Origin of the sequence: Weissella tructae, from assembly GCF_000732905.1 — a bacterium.
In the GTDB taxonomy this organism is placed as follows: domain Bacteria; phylum Bacillota; class Bacilli; order Lactobacillales; family Lactobacillaceae; genus Weissella; species Weissella tructae.
This window is the reverse complement of record NZ_CP007588.1, coordinates 583,416-608,778: the sequence shown is the minus strand read 5'-3', so window position 1 is coordinate 608,778 and position 25,363 is coordinate 583,416. Positions and strand designations below refer to the sequence as shown.

General features: G+C 37.1%; 23 protein-coding genes. 4 read left to right on the top strand and 19 right to left on the bottom strand.

From position 1 onward, the window contains the following. The first annotated feature begins 460 nt into the window (after window positions 1-460). Complete coding sequence (locus WS08_RS02965) at window positions 461-1,438, top strand: Abi family protein (protein ID WP_009765371.1); 978 nt, start codon at window positions 461-463, stop codon at window positions 1,436-1,438. Between the two features lie 205 nt (window positions 1,439-1,643). Here WS08_RS02965 and WS08_RS02960 read toward each other — a convergent pair whose 3' ends face one another. From WS08_RS02960 to WS08_RS02900, 13 genes are all read right to left on the bottom strand, one after another. After that, window positions 1,644-1,823 (bottom strand): type II toxin-antitoxin system RelB/DinJ family antitoxin, encoded by a 180-nt coding sequence (locus WS08_RS02960; RefSeq protein WP_009765372.1) that lies wholly within the window; start codon window positions 1,821-1,823, stop codon window positions 1,644-1,646. A gap of 376 nt (window positions 1,824-2,199) precedes the next feature. Next, window positions 2,200-2,631: a GNAT family N-acetyltransferase gene (locus WS08_RS02955; protein ID WP_009765373.1), complete on the bottom strand. Its 432-nt coding sequence runs from the start codon at window positions 2,629-2,631 to the stop codon at window positions 2,200-2,202. Window positions 2,632-2,775: 144 nt separating this feature from the next. Continuing rightward, window positions 2,776-2,952, bottom strand: coding sequence for a type II toxin-antitoxin system RelB/DinJ family antitoxin (locus WS08_RS02950; protein ID WP_009765374.1), 177 nt, complete (start codon window positions 2,950-2,952; stop codon window positions 2,776-2,778). A 44-nt stretch (window positions 2,953-2,996) separates the two neighbouring features. Next, window positions 2,997-4,466 (bottom strand): helix-turn-helix domain-containing protein, encoded by a 1,470-nt coding sequence (locus tag WS08_RS02945; RefSeq protein WP_009765375.1) that lies wholly within the window; start codon window positions 4,464-4,466, stop codon window positions 2,997-2,999. A gap of 101 nt (window positions 4,467-4,567) precedes the next feature. Then, a complete protein-coding gene (locus tag WS08_RS02940) occupies window positions 4,568-6,232 on the bottom strand; it encodes an Ig-like domain-containing protein (protein ID WP_009765376.1) in 1,665 nt (554 codons plus the stop codon). A 28-nt stretch (window positions 6,233-6,260) separates the two neighbouring features. Continuing rightward, window positions 6,261-7,289, bottom strand: coding sequence for a DUF916 domain-containing protein (locus WS08_RS02935; protein WP_038528215.1), 1,029 nt, complete (start codon window positions 7,287-7,289; stop codon window positions 6,261-6,263). Between the two features lie 124 nt (window positions 7,290-7,413). Beyond that, window positions 7,414-8,139, bottom strand: a complete 726-nt coding sequence (locus WS08_RS02930; protein ID WP_038566645.1) for a WxL domain-containing protein — start codon at window positions 8,137-8,139, stop codon at window positions 7,414-7,416. A 225-nt stretch (window positions 8,140-8,364) separates the two neighbouring features. Beyond that, on the bottom strand, window positions 8,365-9,867 hold the full coding sequence (gene abc-f, locus WS08_RS02925) for a ribosomal protection-like ABC-F family protein (RefSeq protein WP_009765379.1): 1,503 nt from the start codon (window positions 9,865-9,867) through the stop codon (window positions 8,365-8,367). Between the two features lie 212 nt (window positions 9,868-10,079). After that, window positions 10,080-11,105: a linear amide C-N hydrolase gene (locus WS08_RS02920; RefSeq protein ID WP_009765380.1), complete on the bottom strand. Its 1,026-nt coding sequence runs from the start codon at window positions 11,103-11,105 to the stop codon at window positions 10,080-10,082. A 26-nt stretch (window positions 11,106-11,131) separates the two neighbouring features. Further along, window positions 11,132-12,304, bottom strand: coding sequence for an ArgE/DapE family deacylase (locus WS08_RS02915; protein ID WP_009765381.1), 1,173 nt, complete (start codon window positions 12,302-12,304; stop codon window positions 11,132-11,134). Between the two features lie 55 nt (window positions 12,305-12,359). Then, entirely contained in the window at window positions 12,360-12,830 is a 471-nt protein-coding gene (locus tag WS08_RS02910; RefSeq protein WP_009765382.1) for a threonine/serine exporter family protein, read from the bottom strand. Between the two features lie 15 nt (window positions 12,831-12,845). Further along, window positions 12,846-13,610 carry a threonine/serine exporter family protein gene (locus WS08_RS02905; RefSeq protein WP_009765383.1) on the bottom strand — a complete coding sequence of 255 codons (765 nt, stop codon included), beginning with the start codon at window positions 13,608-13,610 and terminating at the stop codon, window positions 12,846-12,848. A gap of 229 nt (window positions 13,611-13,839) precedes the next feature. After that, entirely contained in the window at window positions 13,840-14,766 is a 927-nt protein-coding gene (locus tag WS08_RS02900; protein ID WP_009765384.1) for a DMT family transporter, read from the bottom strand. A gap of 426 nt (window positions 14,767-15,192) precedes the next feature. Between WS08_RS02900 and WS08_RS02895 the strand changes: the two genes are divergently transcribed. Further along, window positions 15,193-15,666, top strand: a complete 474-nt coding sequence (locus WS08_RS02895; RefSeq protein ID WP_009765385.1) for a BdrQ-like protein — start codon at window positions 15,193-15,195, stop codon at window positions 15,664-15,666. A gap of 274 nt (window positions 15,667-15,940) precedes the next feature. Here the strand turns inward: WS08_RS02895 and WS08_RS02890 are convergent, their stop codons facing one another. Both WS08_RS02890 and WS08_RS02885 read right to left on the bottom strand, forming a co-directional pair. Then, a complete protein-coding gene (locus tag WS08_RS02890; RefSeq protein WP_009765386.1) occupies window positions 15,941-17,089 on the bottom strand; it encodes a trans-sulfuration enzyme family protein in 1,149 nt (382 codons plus the stop codon). A 263-nt stretch (window positions 17,090-17,352) separates the two neighbouring features. Further along, window positions 17,353-18,282, bottom strand: a complete 930-nt coding sequence (locus tag WS08_RS02885) for a D-alanyl-D-alanine carboxypeptidase family protein (RefSeq protein ID WP_009765387.1) — start codon at window positions 18,280-18,282, stop codon at window positions 17,353-17,355. A 152-nt stretch (window positions 18,283-18,434) separates the two neighbouring features. Here WS08_RS02885 and WS08_RS02880 point away from each other — a divergent pair, with 152 nt between their 5' ends. Together WS08_RS02880 and WS08_RS02875 are read left to right on the top strand one after the other, a co-directional pair. After that, entirely contained in the window at window positions 18,435-19,793 is a 1,359-nt protein-coding gene (locus WS08_RS02880; protein ID WP_009765388.1) for a sensor histidine kinase, read from the top strand. Beyond that, a complete protein-coding gene (locus WS08_RS02875) occupies window positions 19,771-20,487 on the top strand; it encodes a LytR/AlgR family response regulator transcription factor (RefSeq protein WP_009765389.1) in 717 nt (238 codons plus the stop codon). Before WS08_RS02880 ends, WS08_RS02875 begins: the two co-directional genes overlap by 23 nt. Before the next feature lie 87 nt (window positions 20,488-20,574). Here the strand turns inward: WS08_RS02875 and yjeM are convergent, their stop codons facing one another. The 4 genes from yjeM to WS08_RS02855 form a co-directional block, all read right to left on the bottom strand. Next, window positions 20,575-22,059, bottom strand: a complete 1,485-nt coding sequence (yjeM, locus tag WS08_RS02870) for a glutamate/gamma-aminobutyrate family transporter YjeM (protein WP_009765390.1) — start codon at window positions 22,057-22,059, stop codon at window positions 20,575-20,577. A 79-nt stretch (window positions 22,060-22,138) separates the two neighbouring features. After that, window positions 22,139-23,143, bottom strand: coding sequence for a nucleoid-associated protein (locus WS08_RS02865; RefSeq protein WP_009765391.1), 1,005 nt, complete (start codon window positions 23,141-23,143; stop codon window positions 22,139-22,141). A gap of 17 nt (window positions 23,144-23,160) precedes the next feature. Then, window positions 23,161-24,600: a HAMP domain-containing sensor histidine kinase gene (locus tag WS08_RS02860; protein WP_009765392.1), complete on the bottom strand. Its 1,440-nt coding sequence runs from the start codon at window positions 24,598-24,600 to the stop codon at window positions 23,161-23,163. A 16-nt stretch (window positions 24,601-24,616) separates the two neighbouring features. Beyond that, the gene (locus WS08_RS02855; RefSeq protein WP_009765393.1) at window positions 24,617-25,312 is read right to left on the bottom strand and encodes a response regulator transcription factor; all 696 of its coding nucleotides are present in this window, start codon (window positions 25,310-25,312) and stop codon (window positions 24,617-24,619) included. Between the last annotated feature and the right edge of the window lie 51 nt (window positions 25,313-25,363).

Sequence of the window (25,363 nt, the reverse complement as noted above, 5' to 3'; positions counted from 1 at the left end):
ACATTGCACACTCTTTCGTTGTTCTAAAAGGGAGTATTTAAGCGTACTGTCTGCACAAAAGACGGATCCATTGAATCATTACATCTAATGTAATCTTCAATTCCGTTAATTAGATTTAACCTGATATGATGTAATCATCATAGACAAGCCTTCGCCAACATCTCAACCAGGAACTAAATGGATTAAAGGCTAATTCATTTACGTACGGCTAATGTTTGCCGCAACATGTATGAAACATCATTAAAATGCACCGCGTATAGTGAATTCGAATCGAGCATGCTTCATTGTGTTTGTGGAGATATAAATATCAAAATACCTGACATGAGACAATTTGTGTAAACTTGACGCTGGGAATAATTTTGTTGTAAGATGATTACAACCTATTAAATGGTCGGTACAGACCAACTTAGACCCGGCAGATGAAAATCTGTCGGGTTTTTGCGTTTTCTGGAGGATATTGATGGAATCAAAACCATTCGCTTCACTAATAGAACAAATGAATATATTGAAACAACGTGGATTAGTCTTTAAAGATGAGCCCGGCGCTATGGAGCTGTTGAGCTCTTTTGGATATTATGAAATCATCAATGGATATAAATCTACATTTTTAGAAAGTTGTGACCCGGACATATTTAAAGCGGAAACAACTTTTGAAGATATATATAGTCTTTATTTCTTCGATACACGAATTCGTAATGTTATCTTAGGGGGATTAGATGCTGCGGAAAGTATTTTACGTCAAAATTTCGCATACGTCTTAGGTGAGCAACACTCTGAACAATTTTCATCGTATATGAACAACAATGTTTTTAATGCGGGACGACTACTACCCGAGTGGCAACAGAAACCCGACCGAAAGTACTATACTGAACGAGATAGACTGTTCAAAGAAATGACATCAATAACATATAAGAATTATGATCCTTACAAACATTACAAAACTAAATACGGAAATACGCCACCTTGGATTTTGGTCAAAGGAACAACTTTTGGACAACTCAAAATGGCAATTACACTGCTTAACTCTGAAGACAAGAAATTACTTATTAGCCGATTATACGGTAATGAATTAATTAACCAACTACCCTATCAAGAATTAGTGACTATATTTCACGAGACCCTGGAGCTTATGAATAAATTTAGAAATCGTGCCGCTCATGGTGGACGAATGTATAATTATTTTCCAGAAGCAAACTTCACATACAGCGCATATCTGTATAATCGTGCGGAGGTTTCCAAGACATCAGTGTCTAAAAAGAAGAACCATGGTTCTAATTTAAAGTTTTTAATGGCAGCATTGTCAATGTGGCGAAATATCACTCCAAGTATCCTTCTGAGTACTGGTATTACGGAAATGCTTAGGTTATATGGCACAAAAGCCCCCGCCCATTTACCGTTCATTCTAGATGAAATGGAGTTACATTCGTCAGAATTGTAAGTAAAAGAGCATGTTATTCGGCGGTAAATACGCTATCAGACTACATTTTATTTAAGTATCGTGTTACTAGGACAAATTAAACAGTAAGATATTCCGATGCCTCTATAATGAACGCTCGGTCATATAATCATTAATCATAAGAAAAGACCTTTCACAAAAATGGAAGGTCTTTTCTTATGATTAATAGTTTTAGACAAGGAAAAATTTATTGCTTCCCTGAAAATAGATTGTCAAATGGTGTTTCGCCAGTATGAGATACTTGCGTTAGCATCATTTTAATCGCTCCTTGAATTGTTAATCCTTGTGCATGAAACAATTCTTCACAACGATCTTTCACGTCTGTTTCGATTCGTAATTGAATCAATTTTTCTTTAGGTTCAGCCATATCAATCTCCCTTTTTACTATACCAATTAATTGTTTATGTCATTACATTATATGCTCAGTACAGGGGTTACGCAATGTGATTTCGATGATATCCGCGCTTTTGTTTTAAAAGTATCACCTTAAAATTTAAGTATTTACGCACACATGACATAATTGAACTGATTTCAACTATTTAAACAAGTAAAAGGTTTTACTTGTTGATTTAAAGGGTTTTTAAGGTATACCGATATAAGCTGTTTACAGCGGATAATCAAGGTGTACAGGTGTTTGTAGACTAATTGACAACCTATACCTCATGACATGGTCTTGTTTTTTGGGATCATACATCTATATAAAAATGGTATAACATGAAATGCTATACCATTTTTTAAATTTATTAAGTTAAGGACATATCAATATGAGGGATATTATCAATGTCGTAAATGTCAGAAGTCGCAACGAATCCAAAATTTGTGTAAAAACGCACTAAATATGCTTGTGCTTCAATTTTTATTTTTCGAGATGGATACAATGTTTTGATTTGATTGATGGTTTCTTCTACCAGAGACTTACCTAACCCGGTATGACGCCATTCCGGTAATACTAAGACACGACCAAAGGTGATAAAGTCCCCTTTGTCGATGATCCTAGCATAGGCTTGTAATTCGCCTTCTTCTGTCAGCATCATTAAATGTAATGCTGAAAAATCATCAGTATCAATTTCTTGATAATAACATTTCTGTTCAACAACAAAGACTGAGACACGTGCAGCCATGACCGTTAATAACATTGTTTGGTCCATGTCAGTTGCTTTTTTTAAAAACCACATAATCATTTCCTCCTCATGTAACGACGAATCAACAATACTTTATTAGTCTACCACTTATTGCGTGATGTACAGATAACTGTCAGAGTGATTTCGATTTTTCGATACTAAAAAAGGCACACATAATTGTATGCCTCGTATAAAAAGTTATTTACCAATCTTAGATTCAAAAATACCATCGAATGGTGAATTTCCAGTGTTAGCGACCTGGGTCAACATAATTTTAATGGCCCCTTGAATGGTCACACCTTGGTCAGAAAAAACGGCGTCACATTTGTTTTTGACGTCTTCTGAAATACGTAATTGTAGTAATTTCTCTCCCATGGAGCATGGTCTCCTAATTTTAAATAGTTTTTTGTGTCAATTGATCACGTACGCAGTTTGTCACGAATCATGAGACCAGCGATTTTATGAAAACTAAATAAATCATCATAATCCGGTAATCCTCGCCAGACGATATTGGTTGTGCCTTTATCTAATAGCGGTATATCGGAAATGATAATATCTATGTTTTCGGACGTGTCATTGTCGACAACGTTAATTTTAAATAAGACATATTCTTCTAGAATGCGTTGTGTTTCATCTTTCAAATTGGGCATGTCGATCATATCAATCACAATATTAATGTTAGGTAGATATTTACCTTGTGTTTCAATAATAAAATGATGAAAGACAGTCATATATTCAATTAACAGAGATTTTTCTAGTTCTGCAATACTGATATTACATAATACAGATAAACGTTCACCAATATTCAAAGACAATTCATGTGAAACAGAATATAGTAATAAATCGGCTGATTTATACATTGGATGTTGAATAATTGTTCGATGCATCATCACCAATTGGATATTACTGATTAATAATTGCTGCATGATTGCATTTAATTCTTCGACTTCCAGTTCTTTCCTGAAAATCAGCGTAAATTCATCTTGAATAACGTTTGAAATTTGTGCTAATCGTTCTTGCATATGTGGAACAAGCGCTTGGGATAGATCTGGAATCCTAACCCCGCCCATCACTATGCTGACAAATAGTCCATACTCAATTTCTAAATCACGTTGTTCTGGAGGTAAGTTTACGTTCAACAAATCATAATTTTTGATGGCTAGTAAATAACTGTAGTTATCTACTTTTTCTAACTTAGAAAAATCAATAAAATTAATGTTTGTTGAAAGTGAATGCTTATTTCGAATGCGTAAAAACCAAATAATTCGCATAATGCGATACGTTTTAATACGCGTTGGTGATTTTTTGATATCGTCAGGTAAATGTTCCTGAAAATCTGAAACAGTGGTTAGATAATATGTCTGTAAAACAGATTCATCAAGATCATAGTACAAATAATATGTTTCAAACATCAGTCGACGAATATTTAATTCGTCACCAATCAAGGTAAAGTTATTTGATATTAAAATATCTGATTGTGCGAGATAATCGTTCATATCTCGGATATATTTACGTAAAAGCGTATAACTGATATTAATATCGTGTAATATTGCGTCTGCTGTCTTATATTCTTCTAAAAAGAACGAATTAAGCAGCATCATTTTTGTTGAGTGTTGTAACAATTCTCGTTTCAACTGTTCAACATGTATCATCTGTATTTTTGAAATACGAATACTTTTGTGATCAGATGAAAATTCGAAACTAGGAATATCGTTTTGAAATTGTGTGAGATAGATGTCATTTAAGGCTTCTAAGTCACGTTGTATATTATATTTTGAGATATTGAGCTCAATTGCCGCAGCTGACAGAGTAACGATTCTTCCAGGATTGGATACAAGATAATTTTGCACTCTGATGCTACGGTTATCTCGGGTACTCAATAGCCACATATTTATGTCCTACTTTCTCACAAAGGTACAATTTAGACGAAAATAACCATTAGCTGTGTGTAAGCCCCAACTATACCATACTAACGTAAGAAATTAGCATGTTATTGGCTGGGAACGTCTGCTAATTGCCATTGCATTTCAGATTCATAATGGCCAGCGATGATTTTTTCGGGCATAGATAGACTGAAACCTTCGTTCGACTTATATGACAATATGTCAGTATCGACCCCATGTATGACGTGGTCGTCTTTATTAGTGCCAATATGCATGTAGTCAGAAGTTAATGCTTGATTTTGGAAATACATCGGAATAACAGTACCCGCGGAATCTTTCAAGAGCGTCTTTTGACGACCCATAACGGTCCAGTCTTTATGCCCCGCATTTTTAATGATGATATTTTGATTTTTTGGATAATGCTTACTCCGATCGCTTCCTTTTATTTTGATACTTCCAAAATCAAAGTCACCTACTGCAACAAACTTAGGTGGAACCGGGTTAACGTGTAAGGTAGCTGTATCAGTGAAGAATGGATCGCCAGCTGGTGTGTTGCTGACATTTCCATGTTCGTCTTCGGCTGAAACAAACGCTTGGATTCCTGCATAATATTGTGACCCATTTAACGCCATTGTTGGATTCATGATTTTCATATTATGTGTATTAACGGTATGCTCATCATTTGCGGTTAGCACTTCATCTTTCTTAGGATCTTGTACATTTCCTTTTTGACGATACCAAGTTGTTTCGTACGTCACATCTGTTTGTAATCCTCTAATGACAAAAATAGCTGGATCCCCTTCATCAACAGTCACATCGTCCAATCCTCCGGTAACCGTTAAACCATATGCCACAGTTGCATCAGTTGTCCCAGCACGGTTTTTAGCGATGGCTGAAATTGCCGTAAATCCTTTTTTGTGTGCTTTTACGGTACCTGTTTTAGCATCAACACTGGCAACTGAGTCATCTGAACTGGCCCAAGTAATCTTATCTGTGGAAGTTGTTGGATTTAGTGTAGCAGAGAAGTCTTTTTCATCGTTTTTAAGCATTTCCCCTTGTGAACCTTGGTCAATGGAAATACCTACAGCTGTAATTTCATCTTTTACGACGTTAATCGTAAATGGATCACTATAGAAAGTATGGTATGACCCTAGACCAAGAGCAATCGGCGTTTTGACTTTAAATTGGAAGTAGTAAGTTCCTGTTGTCTTAATACCTAATTTTGAATAAGTTAAATTTCTGTCATAGGTTTGTGTAAAAAACGCAAGACTGGAAGTACTTCTTGAATCAACCTTTTTATAATTCGTACCATCAGAAGACATGTATAGTTCCCAATTTTCTTTTGTAGAAAAGAAACCATTCAGGACGTGACTAGGGGCCAAACGTGCTTCTATATCAACAGACCTATCGGACATTAATACGTTCTGGCTTTGAGGTTGATGTACAAAACCAGCAAATACACTAAATCCTAAAAAGCTATACCCATCACCTGACGGTTCTGCAGGAAACTCAGATTTCCTTGGTTCAGCTATTGTCTGTTTGAGTTCTCTTACTGAGCTAGTTTTTTCGGATGGTTCTTTGTTTGTTGGTACATCTTTTGACTCAGATATGGCCGTAGTAGATGAACTGTCTTCGCTTGTTTTGACCTGTGATGTAGCTTGGCGTTGTGCCTGTGTATCCGCAGCATTGATGGATTGTACAATCAAGATTAATGACGAAAGTCCAACAATTAATCCAGATACTAATCGGATCATATATTTACTTTGAATCATCTTATCATTCCCCCTCTACTGTCATACATTAGCGTGATTTATATTTTAATTCCCAAATAATAAATCCAAACACGCCAAGTGAAATAACAAGAATTGTTGCTAAGACTCCCCAATTAATATTACTGTCTTTGACACTATCCTTTTCTGCAGCTTTTTCATCTTCAGTAGAAATATGGAATTTCTTGACGAGATGTTTCTTTTGCTTGCCTTGCGTGATCGTAACATCAATTTGGTAATCCCCAACCTTGATTTTATCTGGGTCAAGTGGCATGTGAAGTGTGCTCATGGGCGCAAAACTACCGGATTTGATGGTGTCTTTCAGAATTGGATCTGTCACACTACCATCCTTACGGACATTGGATACTTTCACTTCAGTTTTGGCTTTGCTAATCATTTTCTGATTGTCATTGTTGATATCAACAGAAAGTTTTTTACGATAGTTCACTTTAGTTAAACCAATTTCTCCAAGAGAAAAATCAAATTGATCCTTGGGTAAATTTTTGTAGTGTAACTGTGTTCCAATAACATATGAATATGAATTTCGAACACTAATCCCTTCGTCATCAGATTCTGATTGTGCATTTTCAGGCATAACCTTTTCAACTTGAATACCACCTAAAATATTGCCATACATTTTCTTTGGTGAATTAACCATGATGTTAACAGTAACAGTGTCATTTTTTGGGATCGTAATTGTTTGATTTGTTTTTTCAACAATATCAGTTAAACGATGTCCTTTGGCTTTATCATAATCATTGGTAGTCAAATATTGTACATCACCAATAGATGTTGTTGTTGCGTCAACAACGGTTACCTTTACTTTCATTTCGTCGTCACTGGCATTCGAAATTTCAACAGGTAGTGTCTGTTTTTGTCCATCTTTCATAGATAAATCAAAATAAGTATGATCTGACATTTGATTGTCTTGCTTAACAGCACGAACACCAAAGTCCATACCTTTTGATGTTGCGTCGTCAGCGTTAATCATGGGCATAGTAGAAATCCCTACTAAAAGACTAATGGCAAACGGAATAATACGAGCATATGTTGTTTTCAAAATAGACTCCTTTCTTAAAATTTAAAAAGCCTCCTGAACTGCACAAATAAGGCGTTAGGAGGCTTTTGTTAATCATAAATTGTTAGTTTTTATAAAATTACTCTAAATATAACGATTTCGGTGATTATGCCTCTGGTGCGTCATCCATTGGTGTATCTTCCAAAGACCACTTCACATCACTTGTATAGCTTGTTGCCTTGGCTGTTCCACCAACAACATTCAACTTTACAACTTCGTTTGCTCCAAGGTCTTCCTTTGGTGCGTCATCACGTGTAACAGATTTGTCGAACAATTGGTCAACCCATGTTCCTTCACCAGTACCCTTAGCGGCCTTGATAACTGTGCTTGATTCTCCAGCAGTTAATGCTGTAGCGACTGCTTCGGGTGCCTTAGCGTCTCCAGCAGTGATCATGTTTCCCTTACCAAGTGAAACAGTTGCTCCCTTTAGGACATCTCCAGCTGCTGACTTGAATTCTCCAGGTGTGGCCTTCAAAGTCCAACCAGCACTTGTACCACGTGTGTCACTAAGTTGAATGTATGACTTAACATTCTTAGCGGCGTAAGATTGGTTTTGTCCAGAAATCTTGTGTGTTCCAAACTTAAAGTTTGTTACGTAGTCCAATGACAAAGGTCCCTTGTTACCAGTACCTGGATTTTCTGGATCTTCAGGGTCAACCGGATGTGTAGGATCAGTAGGATCAACTGGTCCCGTTGAATCGTCCCCAGCGATAAACGTTACCAAGTTGTGTGATGTTGTTGCTGAAACTTCTGCCGCTGATGCTTGAACGGCTGCGCCCCCAGCCAAAACTGCAAGAATAGTCCCACTTGCTAGTAATACCTTAGTATTCATATTTAAAACCCTCCATGTGATGCAATAAAAATTTATGGCAATACAATTAATGCCTAATTCATATTCTAATTTATGTTTTGTAAGTGTGATTACACGTTTTTTTCGTTAATTAAAAAAACGTTATCGTACTTTTTGGACAATTTACGCTTTTAGGGATGTATGTAAAAAAGCTCACCATAAATATTTATGGTGAGCTTTTTCGTATCAATCTTGTTAGTGTTCGTGTTACTGGTTAGGGATTAATGCAATTTGTTTTGCTTGAATAGCCCGTAAGAAAGTTTGATCATGTTCAATCAATAATAAGGTTGGTTTCGCGGTCAAGATGAGCTGCTGAATTTGTTCTTGATTAAATACATCCAAATAATTCAATGGTTCATCCCAAATAAATACGTGTGCGGGTGTAATTAATGACTTGGCCAATTCAACACGTTTACGCTGCCCCTCACTCATATCTTCTATCCGTTGTGTGAAGACTTGACGTGGAACACCTAATTTATAAAGCATACCAAGCAATTCGTCATATGACACATCATGGTTCGTACTAAATTCACGTAAAGTACCTGTTAAATGAGAGGTATCTTGCTTCACGTAACTGATTTTAAGCTGACTAGCAATGTGAATAGTTCCGGTATAATCGACAGCGTTTTGATTTTTTAATGCTTGAATAATAGAAGATTTTCCAACCCCATTATTACCAGTCAATGCAACGATATCCCCTTGTTTAAGTGTAAATGATAGTGGTTCAAAAAGAGGATTTTCTGTGTATTGAACACTAAAGGCGTCAAATGACAATAAGGTTTGATGTGGTGAGTTTAAAGGTTTCATGCTTAGAACGTCCGCGGTTTCGATATCCTGTAACAAAGTTTCTTTATGCGCAATCTCATCATTTTTACGATTAACCAATGATTTCGCCTTTTTCATTGTTCTTGCTGCACGTGCGCCTTCAAAACCCTTATCACCCCGGTTTTTACTATTAAATTCTGTCCGACTACCTAGTTTACTTTTTTCACGATTTTGACTCCATTGCGCTTTTTCACGCGCTGTCTCAGACAGACGTTGAATGTCATGTTTTAATCGGCTATTTTCCGCTAATTCTGATTGATCTCGTGCTGCTTTTTCTTGTTCATAGATTTCAAAATTACCACGATACAAACGTAATTGTGTCTGCTCAATCGCAACCACATGGTCAATGACCGTATTGAGTAATGATCGGTCGTGGCTTACCACAATAAAGCCAGACTTGCGGTTTAGGTACTGGATAATTTGCTGACGTGTTTGAGCGTCTAAATGATTAGTTGGTTCATCTAATAAGATAAATGACTGATCATCTATGAAGGTCATCGCTAATAACAGCTTTGTTTGCTCACCTCCGGATAAGGTAGAAAATGTACGATTAGCGATATCATCAAAATCTATCCCTAAATAGGAAAGCTCCCTATCAACTTGCCAATGATCTGAAATTGAGACATTAGCGACTAAAAGTGAAGTAACATCTATATTAGGGTCGTTGATTGTTTGTGGGAAGTATTTAAAGTTCACATTGGATTCAATAGATCCATTGTAAGGTAATTTGTTTTGTAAAATATTTAGTAGCGTTGTTTTTCCACGCCCATTGCGGCCAATTAGACCTAATCTCCAAGATGAATCCAAATTTAAATTCACTTGATTAAAAATATGATCATTGCCATCATACGCAAATGACATGTTTTTAATGGTTATGTTCGACATAGTTCCTCCAAAATGTATGACACCTGCTAAGCAGGTTTGCATAGAAATTTTAGATTGTCATCTTCATTGGTATCACCTTCTTTAATGTTTCTAGGCATTTATTATATCATATGTACATATTAACGATATCAAGTCTTAAATATCAGAATTTTTACACAAACAAAAACCCAACCTACATGGCGTAAGTTGGGTTTTAAATATGAGTTAAACGATTATAACGGTGTTGGTTGGTCTTGTGTTGGAACAGGTGTATAGGTGATTTGAGTTAAGTTTGGGTCAATTGTTTTACTAAAAATAGTGAGTGCTTCACCGGTTTGAACGTATACAGTACGGTTAGTAATATCGTAACCAGACCAATAGCGTGTGTAATCGGTAATAGTTGTTTTCGCATTAGGATGTTCTAATCCACGTGGGACAATAACTGAACGGAATGCAGTATATAGTGCATTGATACCTTTATCGGCTGTAAAACTATCTAAATTATTACTGATAAAGGCCGCTCTGACGAATCGCGAAACGGAAGTATAATCACCAGGCATACCAAACATGCTATATCCAGTTCCTGTTTCAATTGGTGTAAAAGTAAATTTGTCATTCAATGTATGCGATTGATTTAAATCAATTGTACCCATACCAATATAATTGTTTAAGTTCATTAAATGCCAATCATAGGTTGGACTATTTGTCATAGTTCCCATAAAGTCATGAACCACAAAACTACCGTCATGAATAGGTTCCAGGACGATGCCGTCACCACTTTCATCAATAAATGAATAATGAAGCGGCATACTTAACTGCATATCTTGAACAGTCACAGTATCATCACTTAAGGCTACGCTATGAATCATGTCGCGAATTTCTTGAACTGTTTCATATTGACTCAGAATAAATGTGACGAATTCTTCCCCAGTAACAGGTTTTTGACCACGACCAGTAATATTAGCTTGTGAATCATGAGAACATTCCATCAACACTTGTACATCACCAGCTAATCCGACATCGTTCACACCATCATACATAATTCGTGTATCGTCGATTCCCATTCCAATCACGGCATGTTTAGATTGCCACGTGTCAATGGTCCCCTTTATTTCAATTCCTTTTGGATAAGTGACAATACTTGAAGGAAATTGACGCCCTGCATCAGCATCTTCACCGAACATGCCAATGGCTAAATCCATGGTACGACCCCAAAAAATATCCCCATTGTTTGCCGTTACTCTAATCCCTGTACACATACACTGTTCCTCCTACTTGGTTGACATTAGTCGGTTAAAAGAGTTGAGAATAGTTCAATATAAATTTCAATAAAGTTTAGGTACATATCCTTACCAACATGTTCGTTGATAACGTGCGCTTGTGTTGCATCACCAGGTCCGAACACAAGGAATGGGAAATCTGTATCCTTGTCACGTACTAGGTTAGAGGCATCAGTAATACCAGCAATCGTCATCACTGGAATATCTGCCTTAGCATATGTCTTGGCAATTTTTTGTGATTGTTTGATGATGTTGGTATCGTTTGGTGCTTGAACAGGTGGTTCGTTCATTAGAATTTCTAGGGTAACTGGTTCAGGGACCGCGTCAGTCGCATGGGCTGTATTGTATGCCGCAATGATCTTGTTTAATTCTGCAAGAACCATGTCATTATTGTATTCTGGGACAGTGCGGACATTGATTTCAGCTTCAGCGAAATCGGGAATTGAATTCACTTGTGTCCCACCTTGCAAAACATCGACATTAAAGGCCATTGGCCCAAACAATGGGCTCGTTGGATTCTTTGGATCACTAAATGAAAGATTTGCTTCATTTAGAATGCTAATTAATGAATTGATGGCATTATAACCGAGTTCAGGTAGCGAACTATGCACAGTGATTCCTTTAGATACGAGCTTAAGGTCCATTGATCCCTTTTGCGCATGCGCAATATTGTAACCAGATGGTTCCGCAACTAACAGTGCGCTAGCATCCTTCATATAACCTTGTTGGTAAAAGGCGTGAGACCCACTTTCCCCGACTTCCTCTCCAACTGTGGCTAACAAACGAATGGTTCCAGTAGTTGGCTTACCTTCTGCGTGCAATTCAATCATTGAAATAACAAGTGCACTTAACCCGGCCTTCATGTCATCAGTTCCACGGCCGTAAAGATTTCCATCCTTTTCAACCATCTTAAACGGATCTGTATCCCATGCATCTAAATTCCCAGGATCAACAACATCCATATGACCAGTCACAGCAACGACTGGTTCTCCCGAACCAATTTCAGCGACTAAATTAGCACGGTTCTCACTAATAGGAACAAGCTTAGATGAGATTCCATGTTTCTCAAGCAAATCCGCAAGATATTGTGCAACTTCAGTTTCATTATTGTTTACTGACTTAATAGCGACTAAGTCGCCTAAAATTGCTAAACGCTCTTCTGTATTAATAACTGTCATGATTGATAATCCTCCTGAATAATAAAATAACGGTTATAGATGCTCTTAGTAAAAGTTACTTATGATGGAAGTTATAAGGTAATTTATGCACAACGGACAACGCCATCTTAAACAAAGTTTCCCCCACGATGAAACCAGCAGCTAAGGCGACGGCTGTTAATAGTACAACTAGTAATTGCTCACTTGCTTGTGCACTATGACCAGTTGTAAAGTTTTGGAGTCCGACGGCTGCTAAACCACCAGGAACTAGTGAAACTAAACTAGGAATATAAATCATCGTCGCCGGTGTTTTTAGGCGATGGGCGAAATAATTACCTAAGAATCCGATAATCGTTGTTGCTAATAAATTCGGCCACACCACTTGGTATGCGGTAAATAAGCTAAATATATAGTACGCACCCCACGACATCGCACCGGTAAATCCCGCAGCAAGTAAAATACGTCGTGGAATATTAGTGATGAGTCCAAATCCTAAGGATGATAGAAATCCAAACAATAATTCAATGATAAACACGTTAATTGACATACTGTTCACCCATCCTTAGATTAATTCAACAGCCAAAAGTATCCCAAAACTAATGGCCCCCGCAACAAGAATGGCATTCGTTAGCCGGACGATACCGGAAACAATCTCATTCGCAATAATCTCTCGAATCGCGTTTGTAATAGCGACTCCAGGTACTAACGGCATAATTGCACTTACAATAATGGTGTATGAATTGATTCCAACGCCATATTTAACCGCTAATAATCCTAATATCCCCACTACAAAACCACCAAATATTTCACTCAAGTATGGCACAGAGCCTAATTTTGTAATGTATTTACTACCTAAGAATCCGGAAATCCCAATAAAGAAACTTAAGGCTAAATCCGTCCAGGCGGCTTTAAACACAAACATTGGTGCGATTGCGACTAACCCAGCCCCTAACATTTGTAGATACAAAGGAAATGGTTCTGACGTTTGATGTAAATCATGGACAGCCTGAGCAAAGGTTTCAAAAGAAATATTCCCAGCTTCGAAATCCCGTGATAACTGATTAATCTGATCAACTTTCTGCAAATCATAACTTCCAAATGTTGTTTTCACTAATAATGTTTGGCTTGTATGTTGGACAGAAATAAAAATAGAGGTCATGGTTGAATAGCAAGATATGGGCAAATTTGCTGCAGTACCAATACGTTCAACTGTTTCTTCGACTCGAAATGTTTCTGCCCCACTTTCAAGTAATAGCAAACCAACATCACTACAAAAATTCAAAATTTTGGTCGTTTCTGAAGCGTTTAATGCTAGTGTTGTGTTCACATAAATCCCTCCCAAAATCCAAATAATAGATCATTTTTACTAAGTAGTCTATACATATAATTGTACAACTCTAAACATTAATTACTACTCTTTACTTTATTTGAAATGTATGGCTTATAAGGCTCTATTTCATTGGAAAGTGTTTGTTTTATAAAAAATAAAATACGTTTTATATTTACGAAAAAAAGAGGCAAAGCACATCTGTGCTTTGCCTCTTTTTGATAACAGTTTATAGGAACTTAATTAATACGATACCTACGACCATAATTAAAATACCCAGAATTTGTTTGAGTTGGACACTTGTTTGTTTTGATTTCCAAAGCCCGAATTGTTGAACCAATATTGAACCAACAACCTGTCCAATTAACGCCATCATAATCGTTAATCCAGTCCCAATCGCCGGGACACTGATAACGGTTGTTAGGACAAACAACGCCCCTAAAATTCCACCAGTGAAAGCCCAAGGTTCAACCTTAAGGAACATGTCTTTTGAGGGATAGTTATGTCGGGTTAAGAATAGTGTCACCGACACAATCAGTACCATCCCGATACCAAATGACATGAAGGCAGCTTGAACAGATGAGTGTAATAATGTACCAAGATGACCATTGATAGCTTGTTGCATGGCAGATACCATCCCAATAATAACGGCCCAAATCATCCACAAAATAGTGGTGACATTAGTCGTTTGTTGTGATTGAAATCCGTTGTTACCAACTGTGACGGTTAATAAAATACCTGTAAACATGATTCCTACCCCTACCGCCTGGAGCACGTTAAAGGTTGAACTTGTGGCACCAAACCACCCGAAGGTATCTATAGCAATCCCCATAATGATCTGTCCCAAAATAGGCAAGACGACCGTTTTAACGGCTCCAATTCGAGGGAACAATAAAATGTTAGATGTCAGGTAAATACATCCTAATAGCCCCCCTAACCAAATCCATGCAGGTTGTTGGCTAATGAATTGGATGCTCGGGAATAAAGTATTCGTTTGGATGAACGTGACAATTCCTAAGAAAATAGTCCCGATTGTAAACGAAAATGATGCCGCAATAAATGGTGATCCTAACCCTCTACCTAAACGCGCGTTAATGGGGCTTTGATTAGACAATAATAGCCCAGAAATAAATGCTAATAAGACGAATGAAAACATATTACCCTCTTCCTTAAATGTATAAAAACATATTTAAATATATGTATTGTCTTTTTGTAATCAAGTCTAATGTTTTAGAAAATATGTATTTTTGCGATGGTATAATTTGTGCAGATTTAGTGTTATTCACGCCTATACCACGAAGTATGCCACATCAATAAATGCTATATAAGATATGTAGACGTTATTGGCCATAAATACCTTACATGTATCTTAAGAATGTACATATACTTGTTACACGATACCCTACGTACATGAACCTATGGTGCTATTATACCGCAATATTTTGTATTTAAACGCGCATATTTACACAACTATACCACCCTTTAGTAACATTAATGGACAAATATTAACAAATCACGTAACATGTTAGCTTATAGTAGAAATATTATACTTTCTATTAATACATATTAAGGAGACAGTATTATGTCATTTACAGATAAGTTGAAGAACAAGTTCAAGGCTACCAAGAAAAAGGGTAAGGAATTGGGACATCAAATCGAAGACCGTTTCGAGGACCTAGAAGATCGCATTGAAGATCGCTTTGATAACTTGGAAGATCGTATCCACGATCGTAAGGATAACCTAGAAGATCGCCTACATGAACGCAAGGATAAGGTTGAAGAACGCTTTGAAGACCTAGACGACCGTATTGACGAACGTAAGGACAACTTGGAAGACCGTCTTCACGAACGCAAGGATAAGGTTGAAGAACGGTTTGACAATCTAGATGACCGTATTGATGAACGTAAGGACAACTTGGAAGACCGTCTTCACGAACGCAAGGATAAGGTTGAAGAACGGTTTGAAGATCTAGACGATCGTATTGATGAACGTAAAGACAACTTGGAAGACCGTGTTGAAGAACGTGTAGATACAATTAAGGATAACTTGAAGTAAATCCAATAAAGACCTCTTAGTGAAGTTCACTGAGGGGTCTTTTATTATTCAAATTCCCCCGCATACCTTTTCATAGATACAGCATGAAATATTCATTTTCTGGCAATTTGATGATAAATGGACATTAATTGTCCACAAAAGAAAAATAAAAATGACGTTTAGACCTATACCATTTTATAAATGACATTTCATTTTTGATATATTCTACCATCTTTGTAAAAATGGCATTAAAAAAACACCCCATTTTTTGGAGTGCTTTTTTATAAAAATATTTTTATAAATTGTCCAATGCAACCGCTAAATCATGTTGTAAGTCATCAATGTGTTCAATACCAACAGAAATACGCACTAATTCATCTGAAATACCGTTTTCTAAACGAATCTCACGTGGAATTGAAGCATGTGTCATAACCGCAGGAACTTCGATCAATGATTCTACGCCACCAAGTGATTCAGCCAGCGTGAAGACTTCCAATCCTTCAACAAATGACTTCGTTGATAGGCCTTCTTGTAGTTCAATTGAAATCATTCCACCGAACCCAGACATTTGCTTACGCGCAATTTCATAATCAGGCGTACCAGGAAGACCTGGGTAGTATACCTTGGCCACCTTTTCATGGTTATTCAAGAATTCAGCCAATACTTGTGCATTCTCATTATGACGTTCAACACGCAATGCCAAAGTCTTTAGCGAACGTTGAACTAAGAATGATTCTTGTGGTGAAAGAACCGCACCAACAGACATTTGAATGAACTTAATACCGTCGGCTAAGTCACTGTCCTTAACAACAACAAAACCAGACACGACGTCAGAATGTCCACCTAGATACTTGGTTCCTGAGGCAACTGAGATATCAGCACCAAGTGCCAATGGTTGTTGGTTGTAAGGTGATGCAAACGTGTTATCAACCGCAATTACAATTTCTTCATTGACAGCCTTCACTGCTGAAGAAATTGCTTGAATGTCCGTTACATGTAGCAATGGGTTTGATGGTGTTTCTAGGAAGACCATCTTTGTTTCTGGACGTAATGCAGCTAGTACGGCGTCTGTGTCTGCTGTATCGACCGCAGTGTATGCAATACCCAATTCTGTTAGAATGCGAGTCACCAAACGGAAAGTTCCACCGTAAACATCGTTTCCGATTACCAAGTGATCATTTTGCTTCAAAGACGCAGACATAACAGCATGAATGGCAGCCATTCCTGATGAAAAGGCAAAGCCATATTGGCCCCCTTCTAAAGCAGCCATCACTGATTCAACTGCAAAACGCGTTGGGTTTTCACCACGAGTGTATTCGTATTCTGGTGTACCTCCCAGTTCCGCTTGCTTGTATGTTGATGTTTGATAAATTGGTGGCACAACTGCTCCTGTTGCCCCGTCTGTTTGGATTCCAGCATGAATCGCATTTGTTTCAAATTTCATGAGAAAGCTCCTTATTTATGATGTTGATTCAAGTAATCACAATGGACATTTGTTCATGCCTTGCTGATAACCTGTTAGATATGCGTTTAATTATACCACTTATTTAAAGTTTGTAACCCATTCTTGCAATATGAAAAATTAAATGTTCATACACATAAACTTCAGACGTAGAGATATACAATTTAATCACCAATACATAAAACGACACCCCTGTTTAAGGATGTCGTTAGCCAACGTGCATATACTATGAGAAACAGATTTAATTATCCTGTGATGCTGTCAAAAATTAACGTTGTGTCATCGTACCGAATATCATCGGTCTTTGCATCTAGCACAATAACAATGATTGGATTTTTCGTCACATTGGATGTACCAACAGTTACAAGACCAAAGCCAGCGGAAGCGCTAGTCCCTGTTTTAAGTCCACGAATATGCCAACCATTTGGTTGTGGACTATCTCCCGTAATAAATTGGTTTGTGTTATTAATCTGTGCATGATTGAATACGACACTTGGTTGTGATGTTATCTTTAAAATGTCTGGAAATTGATTGATGAGTTTTTGTGTCATGATACTTAGGTCGTTTGAAGTAAATAAATTTGTGCCACTTGAATCATTAAACGTATCTGGAATAGATGTTGCATCCAGACCTGTTACGTTTTTCAAAACATAATTAGTAATGCCCATATGTGCCAAGTTCTTCTCCATTAAAACCATAAACTCTTTTTCTGACCCTGCGACACGTTCACTCAAGGTGATTGCCGCATTATTAGCGGAACTAGTCATCATGATGTTTAATAATTCCTCAATAGTATATGACTCATTGAGTGCCATGGGTGCATTGGTAAGTTGTATATCTTGAGAAATCGCATGACCGTATTGGCTTAAAGTCGCGGTATCGGTTAGCTTAACATGCTTATTTTCGATTTCAGTTAATACAGTATAGGCAACGAGAATTTTCACTAATGATGCAATGGGCACTTTTTTATTGTCGTTTTGTTGCCCAAGTATGTCGCCTGTTTGAGCATCAACAGCAATCCAATTTTTGGAACGTGTTTTAGGATCCACTAATGCTGATGTTTGTTTTTCCGTATTTGAAGGCTCGCTTGTGTAACTTAGTGTATAGGCTAAAATTGAACATACCCATAAAATGACGATACCTACAATAATAGTTGCTATGTTTTTCTTGGACATTTATAATTTCTCCTGCAATCGTTTATCTCTGTAATACCCTATTTACTATAAGGGGTATTACAGATACTTAAATATACGATGTCATAAACGTCTACATTTCTATCGTACTCGTCGATACTATTTTATTTTCGTGCTTAAGGATGGCTATATTAATGAATTTATTAACACTTTTCGAAGTTTACATCTTGTGGTTAATTAGTAACTACACTTATATGGATAAGAAGCAGCTATGCAGTATAACAGCGATGTTTAGTGTACTAGGCGCATACTTGGGCGTCAATACATTGTTCGTACACTCTATGCGTATTCATCTATTTATGGATATGATGATCATGGTTAGCATTGTCGTCATGTTAACCATGTCGTTTAAAATTAGTAGACTGTCTTTTCAAAATGCGATGTTACTAGCCGGGCTATGTTTATTAGGCCCTGTATTTTTGCAGGATTTAATGTATAGAGATATTGTGCCAACCATGTTGACCTATCAAAGCGATAATGTGTTGATAAGCTCGCTTCTTGCACATGTTGACCTCTTGCAATTTAGTCTCTTTACTTTAATAACTGCAGTATCTGTTTGGCTTATAAAATCATTTAGATTAGATACGTATGTGTTTGACAACCGCATTGGTAATACGCTATTTGCAATTGTCATACTCTTCTTACTGACAATTAAACTCCCAGCAGACTATTTAAAATTCGGCGATAAACTAACCTATTTAGAAATTTTAGTGAGTACTGTTGTGGTTTTCGTTCTCATATTCTTGAGTTACAAGATACTTAAGAAGTATGACGATGATTTGCGTCATGCACAAACCTTGCAAAAGCAACAAGATATTGCGCAGGCAAATCAACGATATGTTGCTGAGATGGAACATAGTTATAGAGATATTCGAAAACTGCAACATGATTATGAGAATAATTTACTCGTATTAGCCGAACTAATTCGCAACAATGACATTTCAGATGCTAAGCAGTACCTTTCGGATATTCGAGCCGCTACAGACATGACAAATGAAAAAATGCGCCCACATTTAATTCAATTACATCATATAGAAAACAATGATGTGAAAAATGTCTTGTTAGTGAAGTTGTTACATTTGGCTGATAACATTCAACTTAGAATTGAAATTCCAGAAGATATTACAATAAGAACGGTCAATAGTACGACCATTACACGATGTATGGGAATTATTTTAGACAATGCTTTAGAAGAATTAGACAACATCTCTGGTGGCATGCTTACAATTGCAATCATTGAAAAAGAGAATAACCTTATTTTTGAGATTTCCAATTCCTGTTCAAAGAATACCCCACCTGTTCATGAATTGATACGAATGGCGTATTCAACGAAAGGATCTCATAGAGGTTACGGTCTAAGCAATTTACAAGATATTATTGAAAATTCCCCTAACATGTTTTTAGACACAACGATTGTGCAGCAAGTATTTACGCAAACATTGATTGTCGTCACTGATACTGGAGAACATCATGAAACAAATTTTGATATGTGAAGATAATGCGATTCATCTCGACATCATAAAACAACTAATTACTGAGTATTTAAACCAATCTGAGTTTAATGCGCAAATCATATGTGCTTCAACTTCGTATTCAGATATATTAAAACAGGTACAATTGGCCCCATCTTCGGACTATATTTACTTCTTAGACATTGATTTAAATGCGGATATTAATGGGATCGAACTAGCCTCACAAATAAGAACACATGATTCTGACGGTAAAATCATCTTTATAACGACACATGCTGAATTGACACCAATTACCTTTAAATACAAAGTTGAAGCATTTGATTTCATTGCAAAATCGACTGTCCCAGAGATGCGAACAGAAATCTTCGCCTGCTTAGCAGAATTGGAAAAACGGGATAAATCAAACACTGCTAACGAAACATTTATGACGATTAAGATTGGAACAATTACCAAAAAGGTATTCCATAAAGACATCCTTTTTTTTGAAACCGCTCCTGTTGCGCATAAGATTAAACTGCACACGTTACAGGGGTTACTCACATTTTATGGCAAAATTTCAGAGTTTGAGGAATTAAACCCCGACTTTTTAAAATGTCATGCGTCGTATGTTGTGAACCGTAAAAATATTGCTACAATCGATAAAAAGAATAGAATGATCACCATGATTAACAATCAAACGTGCCCAATATCATTCCGCTCATTAAAATATTTTTAGCGCGCGAAGATACCAGTCCATCATCTGTATAACGAAAAAGCTCCCAGAGATTAGTATCTCTAGGAGCTTTTTTAACATGCATTATTTTTATAACTTACCGTACTTACGTTCAGCACGTGTATACAAAGACCAGGCCAAGATAGCAAAGAAAATTGGTCCGATAATTGTCCAGATAGCGTTGAAGTAATCACCATTTACAAACAATGGCACAACTGTCATAACGATTGATGTCACAATCAAAGCTTCAACTAACAATGTCACAATAAGTGTTGATGTGTGTGACTTGAAGAATACGAATGGACGTTCAACGTCACTTAGACGCTTGAACAATGGGAATGCTGCTACCAAGAACACGTATGGAAGTGTTGATGAAACATTACCCATGTTAGTCATAATCAAGTATAGTTGTCCGGCGTTTTGTCCACCGAATGAAATGGCAAGAACAAACACGATAACAAGTGCTGCTTGGATCCAAACCGCTACTTGTGGTACCCCGTTCTTGTTTAGACGAGTCACTGACTTAGGCCAAATTTCCTTAGGAGAACCTAAGATAAATGACTTCAATGGTGAGTATGTTAGAACAAAGAATGATCCAACATAGGCCATGAACATACCTAGTCCAGCAAAACGTGCGAACCAAGCACCAAGTGTAATAGCAGCGCTAGCTGACAAACCAACGGCATGCCCTAGTTCAACCCCTAAGTTGTTCATCAATACATATGTGACGTTACCTAGGTTAGCTGAATCTAGATTTGAAAGATTCAACCAGTTTGTTGTAACACCCCATAGTAAGATTGATGCAGCATAACCGATACCAATAACTGTTGTAGCAATCAATGCGGCACGAGGATAAGTCTTTTCAGCCTTATCAATGTCAGGCATTAGCCCACCCATTTGTTCCAAACCAGCATATGCGAATACTGCATACAACGCAAATGAAATCAATTGCATTGGTGATTGGAAAGCTGGGTTTTGTGGGACGATGAATGATTCTGCGACGATTGGTTCAGCAAATTGCCCACCATTCGCAAACAAAACGATTACAGACACAACAACCAAGATGATGTTCATACCCATGACGAACATTCCACCAAGAGAAGAAATACGAGAAATTCCTTGTACACCACGTGTAACAAAGAATGCCACTGCGGCGATAAACAATACCGCAAGAATTCCAACTGTTTGTGTCCCAGACAATCCTAAGATTGACCAAGTTTGTGTAGTATCTTTTCCTGCAAAGATTGTTGAGAATGGAATCCACACTTTTTGTGAGATGTTAATCATCCAAACAAACCAGGCAGCAAGACCAATGAATGTCGCGATAAAGGCAATCTTCTTACCTAATGAACGTTCCATCCAAGAGTAAATACCACCCTTTTCATCCTTAAAAGATGATCCAAACTCAGCGTACATCATTGATGTAGGCAAGAAGAAGAATACAGCTCCCAAGACGTACCAAATAATGGCCGCATATCCCATTTGCATAAATGCAACAGGTCCATTTGCGAAACCAAAAATGGTTGTAAACATCATCATGACTAAGGCGCCAAGATGAATCTTTTTATTATCCATTACTACTCTCCTATTTAAAAACTTAACTTATTAAGTATACAGTTTTTCGATAAAGACGACAATGTACATTACACGTACATTATGATGTAAATTTATTAATAATTGATTCGATATCCTTGATAACAAGTGACATACTACCATCAGGATTATTAATAAATTCGATTTTATTTTTATCCTGATAAATATCAGCTGGAATAGCAATTTCAATACCAGAATCTAATTTAAAGCGTTGTACTTGGTACTTCTTTTCATATGCTTGTTGGTTTGGCACAGTAAATGTATCATCTAGTGACTTATCTGTCGCAATTTCAGTATACGCTTCTTTTGCGGCAACATTACCAGAGAAAACCGCATCTGCAATATCTGAGGTACGAACGTCACCGTTATTATCATGCATACTTTCTAAAATAGCATCTTGTGTCTTAGAAAATGCTTCGTGCTCAGGAATATCAAATTTGTTCGCAACCTTTTTAACGGTTTGTTTAATTGTTTTGATATTGTCCTTTGTAGATTCTGCTGGTTCCACTTCTAAGAATTTCTCAGAGAAATAATTCACACGATGCCCATCGATGATGTATTGTTTTTCGATTAATTGGAATTCACCAGTCATCAAGTTAACAACGACCCCTTCTTGAACACGTTGTGTAGGATCCGGCAAAATCGCTTGGTTTAAAATAACTTGGTTAACGAGATCGTTTTCACGATAATCAACCATGTGAGTATAGTGCGGTGCCAAGTTCATTTTTAGAATGGCGAAAAAATCATCTTGCCCTTCAGCGTATTCAACGAAGAATAGATCACCGGCCGGCACATCTGGACTTGCAGCAATAATGGCGAATAATTTTTCAGCTAATTGCGTAGAACGTTCTACAAACGATACATCACTATCCGCGTTGACCATCTGGCCCAAGTAATCAGCATCCGTTAATTGCCCAGGCTTGAAATCACCTTGGTCAAATTTGTTAATGATACCAGCCAAATAATCATGAACGGTAGGTGTATCTAAAGACATCTCGTCTTGCGATGCAATTAAGTTACCAGAATCTTTATCGATAATGTGTAAGATTGCGTGGCGAATAATCATAATATTACTTCCTTATTTTATTTGTTAATAGGTAATTTCAAATGGAAAATAGAACCTTCACCTAATGCTGATTCTAACCAAATTTCACCACCGTAACCTTCAACTAATTTCTGCGCAATACTTAAGCCTAGGCCATTTCCACCTTGCTTACGTGAACGCGCTTTGTCAACACGGTAAAAACGATCAAAGACGTGCTTCGCATCTTCAGTAGAAAGTCCCTCACCAAAGTCTTGAATAGCAACTTCTACAAAATGGCCATTTTTAGACATTGCAAAGTGAATTTCATGGCGTGTTTGACTATACTTAACCGCATTGTCAGTTAGAATAATCAAAATTTGTTCCAAGTGATCGCGACTCATATTTACAAAAGTTGGCTTATTCAAGTCATCATCTAGATAAAAAGTAAAGTCCGGTGTAATCATTTGATAGTTACCGAACACCGCTTTTACGACTTGTCGTAGATCGGTATGCTCCTTTTTAAAAGCAATCTCGACTTGATCGGCACGTGTCATATCTAGCATTTCTTGAATCAAGCCTTGCATACGAGAAATTTCTTGTAACGATGCTTCAATAGATTCCGCTAAGATTTTAGGGTCGTCCTTTCCCCAACGATTAAGTAATTCCATATGTCCTTTGACAATTGCCACAGGAGTTCGTAATTCATGAGAGACGTCTTCCACGAATTGTTGTTGCTGGGTGATGAATGTTTGAATTTGGTCTAACATACTATTCAAAAGTGATGCTAATCCCGTTAATTCATCATTGTGCTTTGTTGTAATCGTGACACGTTTAGGTGAGCTTGGATCATTCCGAATTTCATCAGCAAGATTAGTCATATCACGAACTGGTTGAATAAGATAATTAACCAACCAGTAATTCCAGATAGATAACAAAATTAAGCCTAAAACAATTGAGACGACAATAATTAAGTAAATACGTTTAAAGGTGGCGTGCAAAGTTGCTAATGTATTAACACCTTGGAGATATCCAATTAATTCACCATCTTGATTGTATAACGCTTGTTTTGCAATCAAATGAGTTTCACTGCCCTGGCGTGTTTCTTGAACACTAAATGATTTACTTTTCTGGAAATCATATTTGGCAGGATTTATTGGAAAAATTTGTTCGCCCGCTTGGTTATAAACAGAATATTCATAATCTGCACGGGTGATTTGCTGCATCGCTGGTGACATCGTTGCGTTTAAACGGTCAACATCTTTAAGTGTTAAGTCTGATGTATTCAGATGCTGTAATTCGGTTACAACTGTACCCATTGATGTCGTTAGATTAGATTTTTCGGTTTGGATTAATTGATTTGAAAATGCAATTACTAAAAACCAAGCAAAGGTAATGAATACAAAAAAAACACCGACAATAGATCCAAAAGTCCATTTCCTTTGTAAGGAAATCGGTTGATTGTCAGGTGTTTTTTTTGTAATGGGTTTTAAAATAGCCATTAGTTCTCCCTATCGTCTACTGACGCATAACATACCCAGTCCCACGAACTGTTTGAATGTAAGACACTTGTCCAGCGCCTGGTTGATCAATCTTATTACGCAAGTAACGAATGTAAACATCGACGACATTTGTTTCAATATCAGCATCGTAGCCCCAAACATTCTTTAGTAATTCTTCCCGTGATTGTACAACGTTGACATTCTCCATCAAAATCAACAACAGTTCATATTCGCGTTTTGTTAAGTTAATAATTTCATCGCCACGACGAACAATACGATTTTCTTTTTCAATTGTTAAGTCACGGTATGTCACAACGCTCTTAGTTGTACCATGTTCAACCGTCTCAATATCAATTCGACGTAGTAATGCACGTGAACGCGCCAATAATTCTTCAATGGCAAATGGCTTAACAACATAATCATCTGCCCCATAGTCTAGACCAGATACACGATCCAATACAGAATCACGTGCGGTCATCATAATAATTGGTGTGTTTTTCACTTCACGAAGTCGACGTGCTACCTCAAGCCCACTTAGTTCAGGTAACATCAAATCGAGCAAGATTAAATCATAGTTATTCGCAAGAGCTTCATCCAACCCGCTGCGGCCATTGTCTTTGATTTGCGTGGCATACCCTTCATGTTGTAGTTCTAATTCTACAAAGCGTGCCAAGTTATCTTCATCTTCAATAATCAATACGTTATTGGTCATCTCATTTACCTAAACTTTCTTCTGAATCCTATAGATTCATTTATTCACATT

What these genes read in the sequence shown, in the direction of transcription:
- WS08_RS02880 (WP_009765388.1), top strand. Translation starts at nt 18,435, where the DNA reads ATGAATTTATTAACACTTTTCGAAGTTTACATCTTGTGGTTAATTAGT.
- WS08_RS02860 (WP_009765392.1), bottom strand. Translation starts at nt 24,600, where the DNA reads ATGGCTATTTTAAAACCCATTACAAAAAAAACACCTGACAATCAACCG.
- yjeM (WP_009765390.1), bottom strand. Translation starts at nt 22,059, where the DNA reads ATGGATAATAAAAAGATTCATCTTGGCGCCTTAGTCATGATGATGTTT.
- WS08_RS02920 (WP_009765380.1), bottom strand. Translation starts at nt 11,105, where the DNA reads ATGTGTACAGGGATTAGAGTAACGGCAAACAATGGGGATATTTTTTGG.
- WS08_RS02945 (WP_009765375.1), bottom strand. Translation starts at nt 4,466, where the DNA reads ATGTGGCTATTGAGTACCCGAGATAACCGTAGCATCAGAGTGCAAAAT.
- WS08_RS02855 (WP_009765393.1), bottom strand. Translation starts at nt 25,312, where the DNA reads ATGACCAATAACGTATTGATTATTGAAGATGAAGATAACTTGGCACGC.
- WS08_RS02960 (WP_009765372.1), bottom strand. Translation starts at nt 1,823, where the DNA reads ATGGCTGAACCTAAAGAAAAATTGATTCAATTACGAATCGAAACAGAC.
- WS08_RS02875 (WP_009765389.1), top strand. Translation starts at nt 19,771, where the DNA reads ATGAAACAAATTTTGATATGTGAAGATAATGCGATTCATCTCGACATC.
- WS08_RS02890 (WP_009765386.1), bottom strand. Translation starts at nt 17,089, where the DNA reads ATGAAATTTGAAACAAATGCGATTCATGCTGGAATCCAAACAGACGGG.
- WS08_RS02965 (WP_009765371.1), top strand. Translation starts at nt 461, where the DNA reads ATGGAATCAAAACCATTCGCTTCACTAATAGAACAAATGAATATATTG.
- WS08_RS02895 (WP_009765385.1), top strand. Translation starts at nt 15,193, where the DNA reads ATGTCATTTACAGATAAGTTGAAGAACAAGTTCAAGGCTACCAAGAAA.
- WS08_RS02930 (WP_038566645.1), bottom strand. Translation starts at nt 8,139, where the DNA reads ATGAATACTAAGGTATTACTAGCAAGTGGGACTATTCTTGCAGTTTTG.
- WS08_RS02950 (WP_009765374.1), bottom strand. Translation starts at nt 2,952, where the DNA reads ATGGGAGAGAAATTACTACAATTACGTATTTCAGAAGACGTCAAAAAC.
- WS08_RS02910 (WP_009765382.1), bottom strand. Translation starts at nt 12,830, where the DNA reads ATGTCAATTAACGTGTTTATCATTGAATTATTGTTTGGATTTCTATCA.
- WS08_RS02940 (WP_009765376.1), bottom strand. Translation starts at nt 6,232, where the DNA reads ATGATTCAAAGTAAATATATGATCCGATTAGTATCTGGATTAATTGTT.
- WS08_RS02915 (WP_009765381.1), bottom strand. Translation starts at nt 12,304, where the DNA reads ATGACAGTTATTAATACAGAAGAGCGTTTAGCAATTTTAGGCGACTTA.
- WS08_RS02955 (WP_009765373.1), bottom strand. Translation starts at nt 2,631, where the DNA reads ATGTGGTTTTTAAAAAAAGCAACTGACATGGACCAAACAATGTTATTA.
- abc-f (WP_009765379.1), bottom strand. Translation starts at nt 9,867, where the DNA reads ATGTCGAACATAACCATTAAAAACATGTCATTTGCGTATGATGGCAAT.
- WS08_RS02865 (WP_009765391.1), bottom strand. Translation starts at nt 23,143, where the DNA reads ATGATTATTCGCCACGCAATCTTACACATTATCGATAAAGATTCTGGT.
- WS08_RS02900 (WP_009765384.1), bottom strand. Translation starts at nt 14,766, where the DNA reads ATGTTTTCATTCGTCTTATTAGCATTTATTTCTGGGCTATTATTGTCT.
- WS08_RS02885 (WP_009765387.1), bottom strand. Translation starts at nt 18,282, where the DNA reads ATGTCCAAGAAAAACATAGCAACTATTATTGTAGGTATCGTCATTTTA.